This window comes from Ligilactobacillus murinus (assembly GCF_003288115.1).
In the GTDB taxonomy this organism is placed as follows: domain Bacteria; phylum Bacillota; class Bacilli; order Lactobacillales; family Lactobacillaceae; genus Ligilactobacillus; species Ligilactobacillus murinus.
Map to the genome: position 1 here is coordinate 815,376 of NZ_CP023565.1, position 18,031 is coordinate 833,406.

The window sequence follows — 18,031 nt, forward strand, 5'->3', positions numbered from 1 at the left end:
TCATCCTTTGCTTAAAATTTAGGGTACGGCAGATTTTCAATAGCCGTATTCTCAGTCGCATCGTGCACAAATCTTTCAAATTCACTCATCGACCACGTCAGTTCGAATAATTCCTTATCGCCGTCATTTAAAAAGTCAAGTAGGTCCGAACGTCCATTGTCTAACACGATCTGTAAATAACTAAAAAATGCTTTACCTCGTGCTAACGTCCAACCTTTTTTACCAGCATAGCTCAAACACGCTAAATACGCCTCTGGTTCGACTTGTGCTACATTTTTCTCATCATAAAATAAAATGCTATCACTAAATGAGATGATCGGCTCATCAGAACTTACCCCTTCAGCATCAGTGATGACTTGACTAGTAGAGTTTTCAGCATAAAAGGTCAATTCCATCTCAAATGTCTTGGCACGCTTATTCCAAAAAAGTTCGATCTTACCATCAAAATCCAAACTATCTATATTGCTTTCTAAAAAAGTCAAAAGATCTGTTTTTGCCATCCAATCAATCCTGTCCTGTCTGTGTATAGTTATACTAATATAGTAACCTCTAGGCAGGATAGAAAACAAGTTTAATTCGATAATCTTTTGTTTTTAGCTTATTTAACGTATATTTTATCGTTTTTAGTAATATTTTATTAATTTTTTACACTCAATTAAGCACAAAAGCCATAATTTCTGATAAACTAAGAGTGTGAATTACTAACTTTAGGAGATGATCTACTTGGCAAAATACAAAATGATTCTTGATCTTGATACTGGGATCGACGATGCATTAGCCATCGCTTATGCTTTAGCTTCAGAAGAATGCGATCTGATCGGGATCGTGGGTTCATATGGTAACATTTTAGTCGAAGATGGGGTCCAAAACAGTTTAGACTTGCTTGAACTGTTAGGACGCCCCGATATTCCAGTTTTTACTGGACTTCCACACGCTTCAACTAAGGATAGCTTTGAAGTTATGCCGATCAGCGCCCAGATCCACGGCAAAAACGGGATCGGCGAAGTCAAACTAAAAAAAGCTGATCGCAAACCAGAAACGATGTCTGGGATCGATTTCTTCATCGAAGCGGCACACAAATATGGTAAAGACCTCGTGATCGTTCCAACAGGTCCTTTAACAAACTTAGCTGCCGCCTTGGAAAAAGATCCCCAGATCGCTAAACTTGTAGGTAAAGTTACCTTAATGGGGGGAGCTTTGACTGTTCCTGGAAACGTCAATCCCGTAACTGAAGCTAACATCAATCAAGATCCTGAAGCAGCTGATAAAGTCTTTCGCAGTGAATTTCCATTGACAATGATCGGCTTAGACGTTACGACTCGAACACTCTTGACTACAAAAGAAACTCAAAAGTGGCGTGACTTAAAGACTTTAGCCGGTGAAAAATACGCTGAACTAACAGATTATTATATCGATGCTTACAAAGTTACAAGTCCTCACTTAGGTGGCTGTGCTTTACATGATCCATTAGCTGTAGCAGCAGCGATCGATCCTTCATTAGTAACAACACTTGATCTAAATATGAAAGTTGATACTGAAGGTCCTTATGCTGGACGCACGATCGGTGATGAGACTCGGATCAACGAACCAGCTTTATTGACTAAAGCAGCCGTCAACGTTGATAAAGGTCGCTTTGTTGATCTATTTATGGAACGCTTGACAACGCTATTTAGCAAAAATTAGGAAGATGAGGCTTAAGCAATGAATATTCTTGGGATCTCCCTTTATATCTTTTGGCTTTTGCTGGTCATCTTAAAATTTAGTTCTTTACCGCATAACCGCCGTTTTTCTTATCAACAGGCTTTCTTTGGTACTTTGTACTGGTATAAAAATTTTAGAAATTTATTGTTGCTTTGCGCTTTGATGGTCTTATTTATTTTTGCGCCACTAAAATTGATCTATTTTCTATTTTTTATTACCGCCTGCCTGATCTTTCTTATGACAGCACGTAATTTTTGGTTTCGGATCGGCAATGCTTGGACTAGTATCTATCTTTGTTTAGCTTGTATCTTTATTGGGATCGGCACTGGACTATTTGTTTTCAGAACTTAAATATTCTCTCCCTTGGCTGTGGCCAAGGGAGTTTTTTTGTACCTTTCATTTATAATTCGAGCACAGCAGCAAAAGCATCAAAGTTTAGGTTAGAAAAATCCAAATGAAGGGTTTTATCGCGTTTCGTTGCACTTGATTTAACGATTCGTCATACAAAAAAAGACCTGCTTTTTGGTGAAGTGAACCCATAAAGTTGGACACTCTATTTAGACTATATTTCTTAAGGCAAGATGTCGGTATTCTACCGGTGTCTTGCCTTTTAGTTTGACCTTTATCCGTTCGTTATTGTAATAGCTGATCCAGCTGATCATTGCTTTGACCAACTCTTCTTGTGTTGTATATTCTTTATTGTGATATAGCTCTACTTTCATTGTGTGGAAAAAACTTTCCATGGGTGCATTATCTAAGCACGTTGCCCTACGAGACATGCTTTGAAAGATCCTATTTTCTTTTAGCTTCTTTCGCCATTGGACACTCTGATATTGGACACCTTGATCGCTATGGAGAGTCATACGATAGTTTAATTTAGGTCTAAGTTTTATCAATGCATCCAACGGTTTTACCACGAAGTCTGTTGTTGGATGCTTACTGATACTATAGCTTACTATTTCATCTGTACATAGATCTTTGATAGGTGAAAGATAGACACGTTCTTCTTGTGTCTTATTTCCATACCTAAATTCACTTACGTCGGTCACCATTTTTTGAAATGGTAAATGTGTATCAAAACGTCGATGTAATAAGTTCTTAGCTTTCTTACCTTGTGGTCCAAGGGCAGAATTATATTTTCGCCTTTGTTTATTATACATATGCGCTGATAGATCATTTTCTCGCATGATGCGACTAACACGCTTATGATTTACTTTTATGCCTTGAGATCGTAATTTCAGTGTTACTGTACGATAACCAAAACACGGGTGCTTTGATTTGACCTCCTTTATAAGCTTTAATAGCTCCTCATCTTTATTTTTTCGCCTGTTTATTCGTTGGGCTTGATAGTAAAATGTACTACGTTTAAGACTAGTGTAAGGTAGTATTTCATCCAATGTATATTTAAATTTTTGCCTTAGTTCTTGGATGATTTGATATTTTTCTTGCGATGTCCGCGCTTCTGAACCAAGGCATCGAGTTTTTTTAAGTATTCATTTTCAACCCGTAAAGCACGATTCTCAGCTCGTAAACGTTCTAATTCAGATAATTCTGATTTTTCTGCTTGTTTATTATTGTTGGTCGTCATGTGTTTAGCCCGTCCTCTTCTAGTAAATAAGGCATCAACACCTTTAGTATCCAATTTACGTTGCCAAGTCGCGATCGTCCCAGGATTACTTATATCAAACTGAAGTGCCGTTTCCGGATAGGAAGCCTTATGCCTTTTTCTCCAGTTTAAAACGTTGAGCTTAAAATTTCCATCGTAATCGTATTTAGGGTAGCGAACTTTTAACCCATCAATACCATATTTTTGATATCGTTTGACCCACATAAGGATATTTGAGTGATTCTTCACTTTATAAACTTTAGCTACTGTGTTACTTCCATATCCTCTTAGATACATATTTACAGCCCGCAACTTATCCTCAAAAGAAAATTTAGTCATAGTAAAACCCCCTAAGTTAGATTCCTTTGTCCAACTTAGGGGGTTCACTTCATGGCAGATCTTTTTTTGGATCAATTTATTTAACTTCGATGATCTTAACTTGCATTTCACCGCCAGGAGTTTCAACACTTACAGTCTCGCCCACTTTATGTCCAACTAAACTTTGGGCAATTGGGGATTCATTTGAGATTTTACCCGCAAATGGATCAGCCTCTGCAGCACCTACGATCTGATAAGTTTCTGGTTCATCATCATCTTCTTGGAAGACCACCGTTTTGCCGATCGCAACTTCGTCAGCAGCGATCGAGCCATTATCAATGATCTCAGCATGGTTCAACATGTTTTCTACTTCTTTGATCCGACCTTCAAGCATCGATTGTTCATTCTTTGCTGCTTCGTATTCGGAGTTTTCGGATAGATCACCAAAGGAACGAGCGATCTTGATCCGTTCGATGATCTCTGCTCGTTTAGTTGTCCGAAGTTCTTCTAATTCAACTTCAAGTTTTTCTTTACCTTCCAATGTCATTGGAAATGTTTTTTCTTCAGCCATTTTTACACCTCATTAATATCATTAACTGCGTGGTCCATTATACCACAACTAGTCTTCGTTTTTACGAATGATGTCACGCACTTTTGTGACCAAAAGATCGATCGCAACTTGATTTTCGCCACCTTCAGGCACAATAATGTCAGCATAACGCTTTGAAGGTTCAATAAATTGATGATACATTGGCTTAACTGTTTCAAGATATTGATCGATCACTGATTGCAATGTCCGTCCGCGTTCTTCGATATCACGTTGGATACGACGAATGATCCGAATATCGTCATCAGTATCCACGAAGATCTTGATATCCATCAGATCACGCAAGCGTGCGTCATTTAGCGTCAAAATACCTTCTACAATGATAACTTCTCGTGGTTCTTGAACTAAAACTTCTTTACTCCGTGTATGAGCGGCATAATCATAAACTGGGATCTCGATCGTCTTCCAGTTTAATAGATCTTCAAGTTGTTCGATCAAGAGATCTGTATCAAAGGCATTGGGATGATCATAGTTGACTTTAGTCCGTTCTTCAAACGGAATATCATCTTGACTCTTATAATATGAATCTTCTTGGAGCATCATTAAAGAATGACCATGCAGTTGATCAAAGATCGCACGGGAAACAGATGTCTTCCCACTACCTGATCCCCCAGTTACACCGATAATAATTGGACGTGGACGCTTCTTTGCTTCTGACATTAATAAATACCTACCTTAAATTAATTATTGATTATCTTTTTCGAGTTTTTTGGTCAATGCTTGATGTTCTTCATAAGTCTTGGAGAAATAGACCTTACCTGTCTTCATATTTGCGATGAAATAAAGATAACCTTTATCCTTATCGACTGGATCTAAGACAGCTTTTACCGATGCAATACTTGGGTTATTGAACGGTCCAGGTCCCATACCTTCATTTTGATATAGATTGTATGGAGAATCGACTTCAAGATCTTTATATGTCACATTTTGCTTGTGTTTACCTAAAGCATAAAGAACCGAAATATCCGATTGGATCTTCATATTCTTTTCTAAGCGATTTTCAAACACACCCGCGATCTTATAACGATCCTTTTGGGTCACACCTTCGCGTTCAACTAGAGAAGCTAAAGTCAAAACTTGTTGGACTGTGTAGTGACGTTCGGAGATCTTGCTATAGTATGGTGACAGCATTTCATTGGTCTTAGCTACCATTTGTTCGACCAACTGCTTTAATGTCGTATCATCTTGAACCGAATAAGTAGCTGGATATAAGTAACCTTCTAAGCGATAACGAACATCTTTGGCTTCAAGTGCTGATGTTAACAACTCTGGATACTTGTTCTTTAACTCATTTAAGAAATTTTCGTCGTTGACTAATGCCAAAAAGTCCTTCTTGCTGAACTTAGTCGTATTTTGGATCTCAGTTCCGATCTCATCGATCGTCACCCCTTCTTTTATAAGAACTTTTCCGGAATCAAGCGGTTCACTGGCACCACCTTTTTGTAAAGCCTTTGAGATCTGTTCAAGCGTCATCGATGGTTTTAGTTCATAGTACCCTGCCTTAAAATCACCTAGTTTATTGGTCTTAACATAGTAATCAAAGACAAAGCCACTCTTGATGACCTTTTTTTCCTCTAAAATGGCACCGATCTGCTTGTTGTTACTTCCAACAGGGATCTTGACCTCGATACGTTGATTCGAGTTTTTGTCAAGTGGTTGCAAAGCCGTCTTAACGTAATGATAGCCAAATGCTCCGACTAATACGATCAAAACTGCAATCACTAAAATAACACCGGTGATGATTTTTTTAGCAACCGATTTCTTTGCTTTTTCTTTACCCAAAGTAATCACCCTTACTACACTAATGTGAACAAATATATTATTTATATTTGTGAAAGAATTATAGTTTTTCCTTTCCTGCGTTTTAAACCCCTAGCTAAATTGCTATGTATAAAGATCATACACTGGATCTATCAATTTTTATGAAATCCTTAGCCCCACATTGCGCTCTTTCTGACTACGATCTCCTTGACCATGGCTTATTTTATCCAAGCCACTCCTGTGTAAACTCTATCTCTACCATTATATAAGCGTGGTTGTCTAATTGCAATATTGTATCATGGTTAATTTCTAAAAAAAGGAGCCCCTATTGAAGTGAACCCATAAAGTTGGACACTCTATTTAGACTATATTTCTTAAGGCAAGATGTCGGTATTCTACCGGTGTCTTGCCTTTTAGTTTGACCTTTATCCGTTCGTTATTGTAATAGCTGATCCAGCTGATCATTGCTTTGACCAACTCTTCTTGTGTTGTATATTCTTTATTGTGATATAGCTCTACTTTCATTGTGTGGAAAAAACTTTCCATGGGTGCATTATCTAAGCACGTTGCCCTACGAGACATGCTTTGAAAGATCCTATTTTCCTTTAGCTTCTTTCGCCATTGGACACTCTGATATTGGACACCTTGATCGCTATGGAGAGTCATACGATAGTTTAATTTAGGTCTAAGTTTTATCAATGCATCCAACGGTTTTACCACGAAGGCTGTTGTTGGATGCTTACTGATACTATAGCTTACTATTTCATCTGTACATAGATCCTTGATAGGTGAAAGATAGACACGTTCTTCTTGTGTCTTATTTCCATACCTAAATTCACTTACGTCGGTCACCATTTTTTGAAATGGTAAATGTGTATCAAAACGTCGATGTAATAAGTTCTTAGCTTTCTTACCTTGTGGTCCAAGGGCAGAATTATATTTTCGCCTTTGTTTATTATACATATGCGCTGATAGATCATTTTCTCGCATGATGCGACTAACACGCTTATGATTTACTTTTATGCCTTGAGATCGTAATTTCAGTGTTACTGTACGATAACCAAAACACGGGTGCTTTGATTTGACCTCCTTTATAAGCTTTAATAGCTCCTCATCTTTATTTTTTCGCCTGTTTATTCGTTGGGCTTGATAGTAAAATGTACTACGTTTAAGACTAGTGTAATGTAGTATTTCATCCAATGTATATTTAAATTTTTGCCTTAATTCTTGGATGATTTGATATTTTTCTTGCGATGTCCGCGCTTCTGAACCAAGGCATCGAGTTTTTTTAAGTATTCATTTTCAACCCGTAAAGCACGATTCTCAGCTCGTAAACGTTCTAATTCAGATAATTCTGATTTTTCTGCTTGTTTATTATTGTTGGTCGTCATGTGTTTAGCCCGTCCTCTTCTAGTAAATAAGGCATCAACACCTTTAGTATCCAATTTACGTTGCCAAGTCGCGATCGTCCCAGGATTACTTATATCAAACTGAAGTGCTGTTTCCGGATAGGAAGCCTTATGTCTTTTTCTCCAGTTTAAAACGTTGAGCTTAAAATTTCCATCGTAATCGTATTTAGGGCAGCGAACTTTTAACCCATCAATACCATATTTTTGATATCGTTTGACCCACATAAGGATATTTGAGTGATTCTTCACTTTATAAACTTTAGCTACTGTGTTACTTCCATAGCCTCTTAGATACATATTTACAGCCTGCAACTTATCCTCAAAAGAAAATTTAGTCATAGTAAAACCCCCTAAGTTAGATTCCTTTGTCCAACTTAGGGGGTTCACTTCACTATGAGCTCCTTTAATTTTATTTCTAGCGAATGTCGGCTTTAAATTCTTCGACTAGCTTGGCTTGTACTTTTTCAAAAGCTTTTGTAACTGCTTCATCTTGTAAAGTTGCATTTGGATCAGAGTAGACCAAAGTATAAGCCAATGATTTAAAGCCAGCCATAATATGTTCACCTTGATATACATCGAACAGCTTGATGTCTTTTAAGAAAGCACCACCATTTTTGCGAATGCAATCTTCGATCTGTTGATTTGTCACAGCAGTCGAAACTGCCAAAGCAATATCACGCGTGATCGATGGATATTTTGAGACTGGTGTATAAAGTTTAGCCTCTTTTGGTAACTCGATAACTTTTTGTAGGTCAAGCTCAAAAACATAAACTCGCTGTTTTAATTTATGTTCTTTAGCCGTATTAGGATGAACTTCACCGATAAAGCCTAAGTAAGTTTCCCCTGCATAGATCGCAGCGGTCCGACCAGGATGCATATCTGGCATAGCCGTTGCTTGATAAGCTTCGTTAGTCACACCTAATTCATGCAACAAGTTCGCTACGATCCCCTTAAGATAGAAGAAATCAACTTCTTGTTTTGTAGTATTCCAGTTAGCATCATTGACTAAGCCTGTTACAACCCCAGCAATATGTTCAACTTCACGTGGGCGTGTTTGATCTTCATCTCTAAAGAAGACACGTCCTTGTTCATATAATGCAACATCGTTAACTTTACGCGCTGCATTATAGGCTAGATCGTCTAAAAGTCCTGAGATCAAGTTCATTCGAACCGTTGTATGTTCACTGCTCATTGGAAAATCTAAATTAGTCGGTAAAGCTTCTTCTAAGGCAAAACGTTTGGCTTTTTCTTCAGTCGTCAACCCGTATGAAATAGCTTGATCTAAGCCAGTTGCTTCTAATGTCTGCCGTGCTTGCCGAATCAATTTTTGAGCCGGTGTATAACTCCCTGGTGTCGTTTGTCCTGCTGGGAGCGTTGTTGGCAAATTGTCATAGCCATAGATCCGAGCTACTTCTTCAACTAAGTCAGCTTCGATCGCAATATCCCAGCGTCTTGTTGGTACATATACTGTCAAACCATCAGCCACGACCGTCGTTTCAAAACCTAAGCGATCAAAAATAGCTTGGATCTGTTCTACTGTCAATTCTGTGCCTAAAACTTTATTGATATGTGAAGCTGAGGTCTTGATCTTTGTCGGAGTAGTTTCTGGTTCATTGACACTAGCTACACCTTTGACCACTTGACCTTCACCTAGTTCAGCAATCATTGCAGCAGCAGCATCTAAAGCTTCACGGACAGCTGATACGTCAACGCCACGTTCAAAGCGCATTGAAGCTTCTGAGTGTAAATTTTCCCGCCGTGAAGTTTTTCTGATCCGATGACTATCGAAAACTGCTGCTTCTAAAGCAACAGTGGTCGTTTCATCACTGATCTCGGTATCTAAGCCCCCCATCGTGCCTGCTAAAGCGACTGGTACATCATTAGCTGTGATCACGATGTCATTTAGTTGTAATTTACGTTCTTCACCATCAAGGGTAACTAGCATTTCGCCTTCTTTAGCCAAGCGCACAACGACTTGCTTAGATCCCAACTTATCCAAATCAAAAGCATGCAACGGTTGACCATAATCAAGCAAGATATAGTTTGTTACGTCAACGACATTGTTCAACGGACGAATACCCGCATTCCAAAGACGGGTTTGCAACCACATTGGACTTTCTTTGACCTTGACATCTTTTATGACCCGCATCATATATGGTTTAGCTAATTCTTCTGGTGCACTGACGGTAACGTGATCAGCGATCTCATCTGTGGCTGATTCGACAACGTTTGGAACTGGTAAAGTCACTTCACGATCATAGATAGCTGCGATCTCATGAGCAGCACCGCGCATGCTTAAAAGATCACCACGGTTTGGAGTGATATCAAGATCGATCACCGTTTCGTCCATCCCTAAATATCCAAAAACAGGTTCACCTGGTTTAGCATCTTCAGGTAAAACATAGATCCCATCAGCAAATTCTTTAGGGACTACACTTTCAGGAAAACCTAATTCTTGTAAAGCACAGATCATCCCTTCAGAAACTTCGCCCCGCATCTTACCGCGTTTGATCTTCACATTACCAGCGATCCGTGAATTTGGCAAAGCCACAATGACCTTTTGCCCCGCCTTGATGTTAGGCGCACCACACACGATCTGTGACGGCTCTTCTTCCCCAATATCTACTTGGCAAATATGCAAGTGGTCGGAATTTGGATGATCTTTAACATCCAAAGTGTAACCTACAACGATCTTCTTTAGTCCATCTTCAAGTTTACCTGTACTAGCAACTTCGACCGCCGTTCTTTCGATTTTTTCAGCCAATGCTAACGGTTCAAGGTCAGCGACAGGCACATATTCATTTAACCATTTTGTTGAAACTTTCATGAATCAGTTATCCTTTCTGTGCGAATTGTTGTAAGAATCGAACATCATTTAGATAAAATTCGCGAATATCATCGACACCGTATTTGAGCATAGCAAAGCGATCAGGTCCAAGACCAAAGGCAAAACCACCATAAACTTCTGGATCGACACCAGCCATCTTCAAAACATTAGGATGGACCATACCAGCGCCTAAAACTTCGATCCACCCTGTTTGCTTGCAAACTGAACAGCCCTTACCACCACATTTGAAACAAGACACATCGACTTCGACAGATGGTTCTGTAAATGGGAAGTAACTTGGACGCAAACGGATCTCACGTTGTTGACCAAAGACCGTCTTAGCGATCAGCTCTAACGTACCTTTTAGATCACCCATTGTAATATTTTTGTCGATGACCAGGCCTTCTACTTGGTGGAATTGATGCGAGTGCGTTGCATCATCTGTATCGCGACGGTAGACTTTACCTGGCGAGATCATCTTTAACGGACCCTTGCTAAAATCATGAACTTCCATCGTTCGTGCTTGAACAGGCGAGGTTTGAGTCCGCATTAATAATTGTTTAGTAATATAAAATGTGTCTTGCATATCACGGGCAGGGTGATCTTGAGGCAAGTTCAACATTTCAAAGTTGTAATGATCTTCTTCGATCTCAGGTCCATCAACAACTTGAAAGCCCATCCCTAAAAAGAGTTTTTCGATCTCATCGATAACTTGGACTAAAACATGAGATGTCCCAGTTTTGACTGGGGTAGCTGGTAAAGTAACATCGATCGTTTCACTTTCTAGACGTTTGGCCAACTTTAGTTCTTCTAATTCAGCATGCTTTGCAGCGATCGCCTGAGTCAATTCATCTCTGATCGTGTTAGCAAAACTTCCGACCTTAGGACGTTCCTCTGCACTTAAGTCACGCATTCCTCGTAAAACTTCAGTAATTGAGCCCTTTTTACCCAATAATTCTACTCTGACGTCATTGATATGTTTAGTATCTTCAGCACGCCTGATCTCTTCTAAACCATTTTGTTTGATCTCTTCAAGTTTTTCTCTTAGATTCACACTAATCTTTCCTTTCATCCGGCTGATCCAACGTAAAAAAGCCCCATCCCTAAAAAGGGACGAGGCTTCGCGGTACCACCCTTGTTCTGTTAAGTAAATAACAGCACTCTTTCATGATAAAACGGTCATGAACCGATCTGTTATTCATCCTCAGGAATCCCAACAGCAACTCAGGAAGTGAAATTCAGCCTTAGATCAAGCAAGCCTTCTCAGCTCCCGGCTCTTTTCTGTCTTGATCGATCAGCTTACTAATTTCCGTCTACGTCTTTAAATATTCTACAATCCAGTTTAAGCTCGCATGCATAAATAGTCAAGTAGTTATTTGCAATCTTCTTCAGAATACCACTTTTCTGACCAAACATGGATCTCTTGCATGATCGTTTTTAAAGCTGCGCCTCGGTCGGTCAACTGATAGACCGCACGTGAGCTATTACTAGTCATCACACGTTCTACCAATCCTTCCTTTTCCAACTCCTTTAGACGTTCCACTAAAACACGATCACTGCATTTCTCAACTTTTTGTGCTATTTCTTTAAAACGCTGTGGACCTTCATTCAATAAAACTTCGATGATCAAACCATTCCATTTTTTCCCTAAGATCCCAAAAGTCTTTTGGAACTTCGGACAGACTTTGAATACTGATTGTGTACTCAAAACACATACTCCTCTCTAAATTACACAAATAGACCCGCACTATCGAGTGATACGGGCCTATTATCTGTGCTTTCAATAGTGCTTAACACTATTTTACACTATTCACTTACTTTCGCAAAGCCTAGAGCATGTTTTAGTGAACTCATTAATTTCAAAGAAAGATGTTTACTGTATTCTTCAGTCGCCGAATATTTATCAACTAATGACACAATGTAACCTTCAGGATACTTTGGAGGGCAGGTCGTTGCGCCCCACATGTGTTTGATAATGATATCTTTTTCGCGTGGAGTCAGTATGGTCAGCTTTTCTGCATTACGCACAGCAATTCGTGGATGGATCCACGCATGCGTGCCACGATCAAATTTAGTCACACGCCAATCATAGTAAAACAAATCATGCAACAAGCCCGCACGAGCCGTGGCTTTTGCATCTAAGTGGAATTTTTTAGCAAGTAAATAGCTTTCATAGGAAACAGCAATACAATGTTCTAAGCGTGTTGAAAAATGGTGTTGCGTATAATCAGCCAATCGTTGGACTTCTGGCTTTTCTAGCAACTCACCTACATAGCTCATATATTCTTCATCATTACGCCATACGTCTTTTTTCATAAATGCTGCATAACTCCTTTAACCAATGTTTTACTAACCAACCCTACTTCTCACCTTTTATCTTACTATTTTATTTTACAAAAGCAATCTTTAAACTGTTGATTTAAGTAATTTAAAGATAAATTTAAAAAATCAGTATTTATTTCCCAAACAAACGAACATATGTGCTATAATACAAAAGAACACACATTCGAAAAGAGGTACTATATATGAATAAACAAGAATTTGAGACTTATTTAAATGGGCACTGCTCGGCTTTGAGTAAATTTCAAGCACGAGCTTTAGACTACCAAGCCAATAAAAATCAGAATCGTACGAAATCTGCTCGCTGGAATGATGCCAAAGTCCAGCGAGCAGCAGATGCAATGTACGATACTTTTCTTGATGGGATCTATACCAAATTGCGCAACGCGATCAAAAATAAATACGACCACCAAGCTTGGCTCGATTACATCGAAAAATACGAACTCTTAGAACAATTAGAAGAAAGTGTACTTGAGATCGAATTTGAGTAAAAAGAACTCAGATCCAGCGTGTTAGTATAAACTTATTCAATGATATGTGAAATGCACTTTAAACAGCGTAATATTTCATGGATTCGTTTGATCATAGTCAATGATTGTTGTGAGTAACGAGTTGATCTCGTTACGGGTCTGATATCCCTAGCCAATTTTACCTTTTGACTTTTTGTCAGAGGGTAATTTTTTTGCCATTTTTGTAACGATCATTTAAGGTAATTCAAGATTTTACATGCTATTCGAGCACAGACGCATAATAAAAAGCACTCAACGACGAGTACTTAAAATCAACTTAATTGTTCAATATTCAAACGGCTATATGCTTCCATGATCAATTTCCTTAACATTGTAACCATTAATTTCAATTATGTAACTGACAAAGCAAAAGAAAAACTGGATAGTAAACTTGATCAACTTTAAAGCAAGTTTGCATAATTTCTGCATAAAATAGCATCATACACTGTAAAAATTAGCCCCATCTAATTTTTGGCAAATAAAAAAGCCCTTGAAAATCTGAAGTGAACCCCCTAAGTTGGACAAAGGAATCTAACTTAGGGGGTTTTACTATGACTAAATTTTCTTTTGAGGATAAGTTGCGGGCTGTAAATATGTATCTAAGAGGATATGGAAGTAACACAGTAGCTAAAGTTTATAAAGTGAAGAATCACTCAAATATCCTTATGTGGGTCAAACGATATCAAAAATATGGTATTGATGGGTTAAAAGTTCGCTACCCTAAATACGATTACGATGGAAATTTTAAGCTCAACGTTTTAAACTGGAGAAAAAGGCATAAGGCTTCCTATCCGGAAACGGCACTTCAGTTTGATATAAGTAATCCTGGGACGATCGCGACTTGGCAACGTAAATTGGATACTAAAGGTGTTGATGCCTTATTTACTAGAAGAGGACGGGCTAAACACATGACGACCAACAATAATAAACAAGCAGAAAAATCAGAATTATCTGAATTAGAACGTTTACGAGCTGAGAATCGTGCTTTACGGGTTGAAAATGAATACTTAAAAAAACTCGATGCCTTGGTTCAGAAGCGCGGACATCGCAAGAAAAATATCAAATCATCCAAGAACTAAGGCAAAAATTTAAATATACATTGGATGAAATACTACCTTACACTAGTCTTAAACGTAGTACATTTTACTATCAAGCCCAACGAATAAACAGGCGAAAAAATAAAGATGAGGAGCTATTAAAGCTTATAAAGGAGGTCAAATCAAAGCACCCGTGTTTTGGTTATCGTACAGTAACACTGAAATTACGATCTCAAGGCATAAAAGTAAATCATAAGCGTGTTAGTCGCATCATGCGAGAAAATGATCTATCAGCGCATATGTATAATAAACAAAGGCGAAAATATAATTCTGCCCTTGGACCACAAGGTAAGAAAGCTAAGAACTTATTACATCGACGTTTTGATACACATTTACCATTTCAAAAAATGGTGACCGACGTAAGTGAATTTAGGTATGGAAATAAGACACAAGAAGAACGTGTCTATCTTTCACCTATCAAAGATCTATGTACAGATGAAATAGTAAGCTATAGTATCAGTAAGCATCCAACAACAGACTTCGTGGTAAAACCGTTGGATGCATTGATAAAACTTAGACCTAAATTAAACTATCGTATGACTCTCCATAGCGATCAAGGTGTCCAATATCAGAGTGTCCAATGGCGAAAGAAGCTAAAAGAAAATAGGATCTTTCAAAGCATGTCTCGTAGGGCAACGTGCTTAGATAATGCACCCATGGAAAGTTTTTTCCACACAATGAAAGTAGAGCTATATCACAATAAAGAATATACAACACAAGAAGAGTTGGTCAAAGCAATGATCAGCTGGATCAGCTATTACAATAACGAACGGATAAAGGTCAAACTAAAAGGCAAGACACCGGTAGAATACCGACATCTTGCCTTAAGAAATATAGTCTAAATAGAGTGTCCAACTTTATGGGTTCACTTCAATCAAGGGTTTTTAGCGTTTTATTAACGGCGGCGTTCTGGGATACGAGCAGCCTTACCTTGTAATGCACGTAAGTAGTACAACTTAGCACGGCGTACACGACCGTAACGTACAACTTCGATCTTGTCAACACGTGGTGTGTGCAATGGGAATGTACGTTCAACACCTACACCGTTACTGATTTTACGAACTGTGTAAGTTTCTGAGATACCTTCGCCACGACGCTTGATAACAACGCCTTCGAAGATTTGGATACGTTCACGCTTACCTTCAACGATACGAGCGTGAACACGCACTGTATCACCAGCGCGGAATTCTGGAATATCATTACGTAATTGAGATTCCGTAATCTTTTGGATCAATGGGTTTACTGACATTATATATGTTCTCCTTTTCCTCGACATTCATGTCCAGATACAGCGGAATATCGTTAATCGTCGGCAAATAGCCAATAAATATCTTAACACACTCAAATTTGAATGTAAATATCAATTTTAAAATTTTGGTTTATCTAGCGGTGGTGCCGGTACTGGATGGGTCCCGATAAACTTCTCCATCCAGACCATATCATACCAAGTATCAAATTTGTAGCCACAGCTATGAAAACGGCCGACCAGCCGATACCCTAAATGCTCATGAAAATGCATACTAGCATAATCAACATATGCCTGTTCATTAGTCGCAGGAACACTGATACAGGCATTGATATTTTGGATACCTTGGGATTTAAGCTTTTTTTCTAATGCTTGATAGAGCTTTTTACCAATGCCACCGCCTCGACTGGCATGGTCCAAGTAGACTGTGACTTCAACCGCCCATTTATACGCTTCTCGATGATTGAAGGAAGCTGCATAAGCAAAGCCAACTACGACATTGTCTTTTACAGCTACTAAATAAGGATACGTAGCCGTGATTTGCTCGATCCGTTCAGTAAATTCAGGCAAAGTTGGAACTTTATATTCGAAAGTGATCGCTGTTTTTTCAACATAATAAGCATAAATCTGGCGTAAAGTCGCAATATCAGTTTTTTGGACCGGTCTGATCAAGACTTCACTCATCGTCATTTACCTCAAGCGTCTTAAATTCTCGCAACCATTTCTCCTCTTGGGCAGAAAGCTCATAGTTCTCTAAAAGATCAGGGCGACGTTCATAGGTTCGACGCAAAGCTTCCTTATTGCGCCATTCAGCGATTTTTTGATGATTACCACTTGTTAGTACTTCAGGCACTTTCATTCCTCTAAAATCAGCTGGACGAGTGTATTGTGGGTATTCGAGTAAGCCCATCGAAAATGAATCGCCTAAAGCTGACTCACGGTTACCTAAAACATCTGGCAATAAGCGCACCGTCGCATCGATCACGACCATCGCGCCTAATTCGCCTCCCGTCAAGACAAAATCACCTAATGAGATCTCATCTGTAACTCGTTCTCTGATCCGCTCATCATAACCTTCATAATGGCCACAAATAAAGGTCAAATGTTTTTCTTGTGATAATTCTTCAGCAACTTTTTGATCAAATTTACGCCCAGCTGGGTCTAATAAGATGACCTTGCCCAAGCCATCATTTTTAGCGGCGATCGCATCTAAAGCATCATAGATCGGTTGAGCTTGTAACAACATGCCCGCGCCACCTCCATAAGGTGTATCATCAACATGACGTTGCTTATTAGTCGTATAGTCACGAAAATCGGTCACTTCGACATCAAGTAGTTGTTTTTCGATCGCTTTGCCTACGATCGATTGCGTCAATGGCCCCTTGAACATTTCGGGAAATAAACTTAAAATATCTATCTTCATCTAGTCATCCAATCCCTCTAAAAGTTCAACATGCACTTTACCAGCGGCTAGATCAACGTCTTTGATCACATCATCGATCACTGGCAATAAGAGATCATTTTTTTGTTTACGCTTAACGACCCAAACATCATTAGCTCCGGGCGATAAGATCTCCTTGATCTTTCCAAGCGTGTTCCCATTTTCATCCACAACATCCAAACCGATGATCTGATGATAATAATACGAACCATCTTCGAGTTCTTCTTGTTGGTCAGCCGAAACTTTTAGATCATCACCCTTAAATTTTTCAACTAAATTGATGTTGTCATAGCCTTCAAACGCTAGCATGATAAATTGCTTATGGCGTCGACTCTTTTGAATCGTCAATTCTGTTCCCGTGCTTGCATTTTGCTTAAAAGCATATAATTTATTACCTGGCTTGAAACGCTCTTCTGGAAAATCAGTCGTTGCGATCACCTTGACTTCACCGCGGATCCCATGAGTATTAACGATTTTTCCAACTTGATAAAATTCCATTTAAAAACCTCCTCGTATTTGCTATTAAAAAAACCTCTGAAGAAACTAGGTTTCAGACAGAGGTTTGATTAATCATCTACAATATTTAAACGAACACGCAAAGGTCCGTCAATACGAATGCTATAAACAATGGTCCGGATCGCTTGAGCTACCCGACCATGTTTTCCAATCACACGCCCGACATCTTCAGGCGCTACAGATAAGTTAAAATTCAGAAAATGTGCATCCTGGGCAGTTGTGATCGCAATCGCCTCAGGTTCAGACACCAATGGTTTGACAATCGATAAGATCAATTGTTTCACATCTGCTTCTGTCATTTACCTAACCTTATTTCTTGGAGTACTTAGCTTCGTGGAATTTCTTCATAACGCCTTCTTTTGAAAGGATGTTACGAACTGTATCTGATGGTTGAGCACCGTTATTCAACCAGCCCATGATAGCTTCTTCTTTAAGTGTAACTTGTTCTGGTTGTGTCAATGGGTTGTATGTACCCACTGTTTCGATGAAACGGCCATCACGTGGAGAACGTGAATCTGCTACAACGATACGATAGAATGGGCGCTTCTTAGAACCCATACGCTTTAAACGAATTTTTACTGACATGCATTACACCTCCTAATATCTTATCAACGATAAATAATATACCAGTAATTTGGTCTGCTGTAAAGGGA

The 18,031-nt window shown here is 38.9% G+C and carries 23 protein-coding genes; 5 read left to right on the forward strand and 18 right to left on the reverse strand.

The features are described from left to right. Positions 1–11: 11 nt before the first annotated feature. A complete protein-coding gene (locus CPS94_RS04070) occupies positions 12–500 on the reverse strand; it encodes a DUF3013 family protein (RefSeq protein ID WP_004047568.1) in 489 nt (162 codons plus the stop codon). A 223-nt stretch (positions 501–723) separates the two neighbouring features. Here CPS94_RS04070 and CPS94_RS04075 point away from each other — a divergent pair, with 223 nt between their 5' ends. Both CPS94_RS04075 and CPS94_RS04080 read left to right on the forward strand, forming a co-directional pair. Continuing rightward, positions 724–1,683: a nucleoside hydrolase gene (locus CPS94_RS04075; protein ID WP_089135447.1), complete on the forward strand. Its 960-nt coding sequence runs from the start codon at positions 724–726 to the stop codon at positions 1,681–1,683. Positions 1,684–1,701: 18 nt separating this feature from the next. Beyond that, on the forward strand, positions 1,702–2,052 hold the full coding sequence (locus CPS94_RS04080; protein WP_056959630.1) for a hypothetical protein: 351 nt from the start codon (positions 1,702–1,704) through the stop codon (positions 2,050–2,052). 206 nt (positions 2,053–2,258) lie between these two features. On the opposite strand, the gene CPS94_RS04085 is transcribed toward CPS94_RS04080, so the two are convergent. From CPS94_RS04085 to CPS94_RS04135, 11 genes are all read right to left on the reverse strand, one after another. Further along, positions 2,259–3,194 carry an IS3 family transposase gene (locus tag CPS94_RS04085; protein WP_112193146.1) on the reverse strand — a complete coding sequence of 312 codons (936 nt, stop codon included), beginning with the start codon at positions 3,192–3,194 and terminating at the stop codon, positions 2,259–2,261. Next, positions 3,119–3,646 (reverse strand): helix-turn-helix domain-containing protein, encoded by a 528-nt coding sequence (locus CPS94_RS04090; RefSeq protein ID WP_004047940.1) that lies wholly within the window; start codon positions 3,644–3,646, stop codon positions 3,119–3,121. The genes CPS94_RS04085 and CPS94_RS04090 overlap by 76 nt, the downstream gene beginning before the upstream one ends. 76 nt (positions 3,647–3,722) lie before the next feature. Continuing rightward, on the reverse strand, positions 3,723–4,196 hold the full coding sequence (gene greA / locus CPS94_RS04095) for a transcription elongation factor GreA (RefSeq protein ID WP_004047561.1): 474 nt from the start codon (positions 4,194–4,196) through the stop codon (positions 3,723–3,725). 48 nt (positions 4,197–4,244) lie between these two features. Next, on the reverse strand, positions 4,245–4,892 hold the full coding sequence (gene udk, locus CPS94_RS04100; RefSeq protein WP_112194896.1) for a uridine kinase: 648 nt from the start codon (positions 4,890–4,892) through the stop codon (positions 4,245–4,247). Positions 4,893–4,916: 24 nt separating this feature from the next. Further along, positions 4,917–6,014, reverse strand: coding sequence for an endolytic transglycosylase MltG (gene mltG / locus CPS94_RS04105; protein WP_112194894.1), 1,098 nt, complete (start codon positions 6,012–6,014; stop codon positions 4,917–4,919). A gap of 339 nt (positions 6,015–6,353) precedes the next feature. Then, entirely contained in the window at positions 6,354–7,289 is a 936-nt protein-coding gene (locus CPS94_RS04110) for an IS3 family transposase (RefSeq protein WP_112194690.1), read from the reverse strand. Then, complete coding sequence (locus tag CPS94_RS04115) at positions 7,214–7,741, reverse strand: helix-turn-helix domain-containing protein (protein WP_112194688.1); 528 nt, start codon at positions 7,739–7,741, stop codon at positions 7,214–7,216. The genes CPS94_RS04110 and CPS94_RS04115 overlap by 76 nt, the downstream gene beginning before the upstream one ends. Positions 7,742–7,817: 76 nt before the next feature. Continuing rightward, positions 7,818–10,229, reverse strand: a complete 2,412-nt coding sequence (gene pheT / locus CPS94_RS04120) for a phenylalanine--tRNA ligase subunit beta (protein ID WP_112194892.1) — start codon at positions 10,227–10,229, stop codon at positions 7,818–7,820. 7 nt (positions 10,230–10,236) lie between these two features. Further along, positions 10,237–11,283 carry a phenylalanine--tRNA ligase subunit alpha gene (gene pheS, locus CPS94_RS04125; protein ID WP_112194890.1) on the reverse strand — a complete coding sequence of 349 codons (1,047 nt, stop codon included), beginning with the start codon at positions 11,281–11,283 and terminating at the stop codon, positions 10,237–10,239. A 318-nt stretch (positions 11,284–11,601) separates the two neighbouring features. Further along, a complete protein-coding gene (locus CPS94_RS04130; RefSeq protein ID WP_004047555.1) occupies positions 11,602–11,937 on the reverse strand; it encodes a winged helix-turn-helix transcriptional regulator in 336 nt (111 codons plus the stop codon). A 98-nt stretch (positions 11,938–12,035) separates the two neighbouring features. Continuing rightward, the gene (locus CPS94_RS04135; protein ID WP_112194888.1) at positions 12,036–12,545 is read right to left on the reverse strand and encodes an HD domain-containing protein; all 510 of its coding nucleotides are present in this window, start codon (positions 12,543–12,545) and stop codon (positions 12,036–12,038) included. A gap of 209 nt (positions 12,546–12,754) precedes the next feature. Here CPS94_RS04135 and CPS94_RS04140 point away from each other — a divergent pair, with 209 nt between their 5' ends. The 3 genes from CPS94_RS04140 to CPS94_RS04150 all read left to right on the forward strand — a co-directional run bounded on the left by CPS94_RS04140 (position 12,755) and on the right by CPS94_RS04150 (position 15,017). After that, on the forward strand, positions 12,755–13,060 hold the full coding sequence (locus CPS94_RS04140) for a hypothetical protein (RefSeq protein WP_112194886.1): 306 nt from the start codon (positions 12,755–12,757) through the stop codon (positions 13,058–13,060). A gap of 569 nt (positions 13,061–13,629) precedes the next feature. Beyond that, positions 13,630–14,157 (forward strand): helix-turn-helix domain-containing protein, encoded by a 528-nt coding sequence (locus tag CPS94_RS04145; RefSeq protein ID WP_004047940.1) that lies wholly within the window; start codon positions 13,630–13,632, stop codon positions 14,155–14,157. After that, positions 14,142–15,017 (forward strand): IS3 family transposase, encoded by an 876-nt coding sequence (locus CPS94_RS04150; RefSeq protein ID WP_331250498.1) that lies wholly within the window; start codon positions 14,142–14,144, stop codon positions 15,015–15,017. The genes CPS94_RS04145 and CPS94_RS04150 overlap by 16 nt, the downstream gene beginning before the upstream one ends. A gap of 53 nt (positions 15,018–15,070) precedes the next feature. Here CPS94_RS04150 and rplS read toward each other — a convergent pair whose 3' ends face one another. The 6 genes from rplS to rpsP form a co-directional block, all read right to left on the reverse strand. Further along, complete coding sequence (rplS, locus tag CPS94_RS04155) at positions 15,071–15,424, reverse strand: 50S ribosomal protein L19 (protein WP_004047428.1); 354 nt, start codon at positions 15,422–15,424, stop codon at positions 15,071–15,073. Positions 15,425–15,541: 117 nt separating this feature from the next. Next, positions 15,542–16,105, reverse strand: a complete 564-nt coding sequence (locus CPS94_RS04160) for a GNAT family N-acetyltransferase (RefSeq protein WP_112194884.1) — start codon at positions 16,103–16,105, stop codon at positions 15,542–15,544. Next, positions 16,098–16,844, reverse strand: coding sequence for a tRNA (guanosine(37)-N1)-methyltransferase TrmD (trmD, locus tag CPS94_RS04165; RefSeq protein ID WP_010688901.1), 747 nt, complete (start codon positions 16,842–16,844; stop codon positions 16,098–16,100). The genes CPS94_RS04160 and trmD overlap by 8 nt, the downstream gene beginning before the upstream one ends. Continuing rightward, positions 16,845–17,360: a ribosome maturation factor RimM gene (gene rimM, locus CPS94_RS04170; RefSeq protein ID WP_056959531.1), complete on the reverse strand. Its 516-nt coding sequence runs from the start codon at positions 17,358–17,360 to the stop codon at positions 16,845–16,847. A 68-nt stretch (positions 17,361–17,428) separates the two neighbouring features. Further along, the gene (locus CPS94_RS04175) at positions 17,429–17,677 is read right to left on the reverse strand and encodes a KH domain-containing protein (RefSeq protein ID WP_004047420.1); all 249 of its coding nucleotides are present in this window, start codon (positions 17,675–17,677) and stop codon (positions 17,429–17,431) included. A gap of 10 nt (positions 17,678–17,687) precedes the next feature. After that, positions 17,688–17,963, reverse strand: coding sequence for a 30S ribosomal protein S16 (gene rpsP, locus CPS94_RS04180; RefSeq protein WP_004047418.1), 276 nt, complete (start codon positions 17,961–17,963; stop codon positions 17,688–17,690). Positions 17,964–18,031: the final 68 nt, after the last annotated feature.

Bases quoted from the DNA above. Each gene is read 5' to 3' on its own strand.
- CPS94_RS04070 (WP_004047568.1), bottom strand. From the start codon at position 500: ATGGCAAAAACAGATCTTTTGACTTTTTTAGAAAGCAATATAGATAGT.
- CPS94_RS04080 (WP_056959630.1), top strand. From the start codon at position 1,702: ATGAATATTCTTGGGATCTCCCTTTATATCTTTTGGCTTTTGCTGGTC.
- CPS94_RS04090 (WP_004047940.1), bottom strand. From the start codon at position 3,646: ATGACTAAATTTTCTTTTGAGGATAAGTTGCGGGCTGTAAATATGTAT.
- greA (WP_004047561.1), bottom strand. From the start codon at position 4,196: ATGGCTGAAGAAAAAACATTTCCAATGACATTGGAAGGTAAAGAAAAA.
- udk (WP_112194896.1), bottom strand. From the start codon at position 4,892: ATGTCAGAAGCAAAGAAGCGTCCACGTCCAATTATTATCGGTGTAACT.
- CPS94_RS04115 (WP_112194688.1), bottom strand. From the start codon at position 7,741: ATGACTAAATTTTCTTTTGAGGATAAGTTGCAGGCTGTAAATATGTAT.
- pheT (WP_112194892.1), bottom strand. From the start codon at position 10,229: ATGAAAGTTTCAACAAAATGGTTAAATGAATATGTGCCTGTCGCTGAC.
- CPS94_RS04135 (WP_112194888.1), bottom strand. From the start codon at position 12,545: ATGAAAAAAGACGTATGGCGTAATGATGAAGAATATATGAGCTATGTA.
- CPS94_RS04140 (WP_112194886.1), top strand. From the start codon at position 12,755: ATGAATAAACAAGAATTTGAGACTTATTTAAATGGGCACTGCTCGGCT.
- CPS94_RS04145 (WP_004047940.1), top strand. From the start codon at position 13,630: ATGACTAAATTTTCTTTTGAGGATAAGTTGCGGGCTGTAAATATGTAT.
- rplS (WP_004047428.1), bottom strand. From the start codon at position 15,424: ATGTCAGTAAACCCATTGATCCAAAAGATTACGGAATCTCAATTACGT.
- CPS94_RS04160 (WP_112194884.1), bottom strand. From the start codon at position 16,105: ATGAGTGAAGTCTTGATCAGACCGGTCCAAAAAACTGATATTGCGACT.
- trmD (WP_010688901.1), bottom strand. From the start codon at position 16,844: ATGAAGATAGATATTTTAAGTTTATTTCCCGAAATGTTCAAGGGGCCA.
- rimM (WP_056959531.1), bottom strand. From the start codon at position 17,360: ATGGAATTTTATCAAGTTGGAAAAATCGTTAATACTCATGGGATCCGC.
- CPS94_RS04175 (WP_004047420.1), bottom strand. From the start codon at position 17,677: ATGACAGAAGCAGATGTGAAACAATTGATCTTATCGATTGTCAAACCA.
- rpsP (WP_004047418.1), bottom strand. From the start codon at position 17,963: ATGTCAGTAAAAATTCGTTTAAAGCGTATGGGTTCTAAGAAGCGCCCA.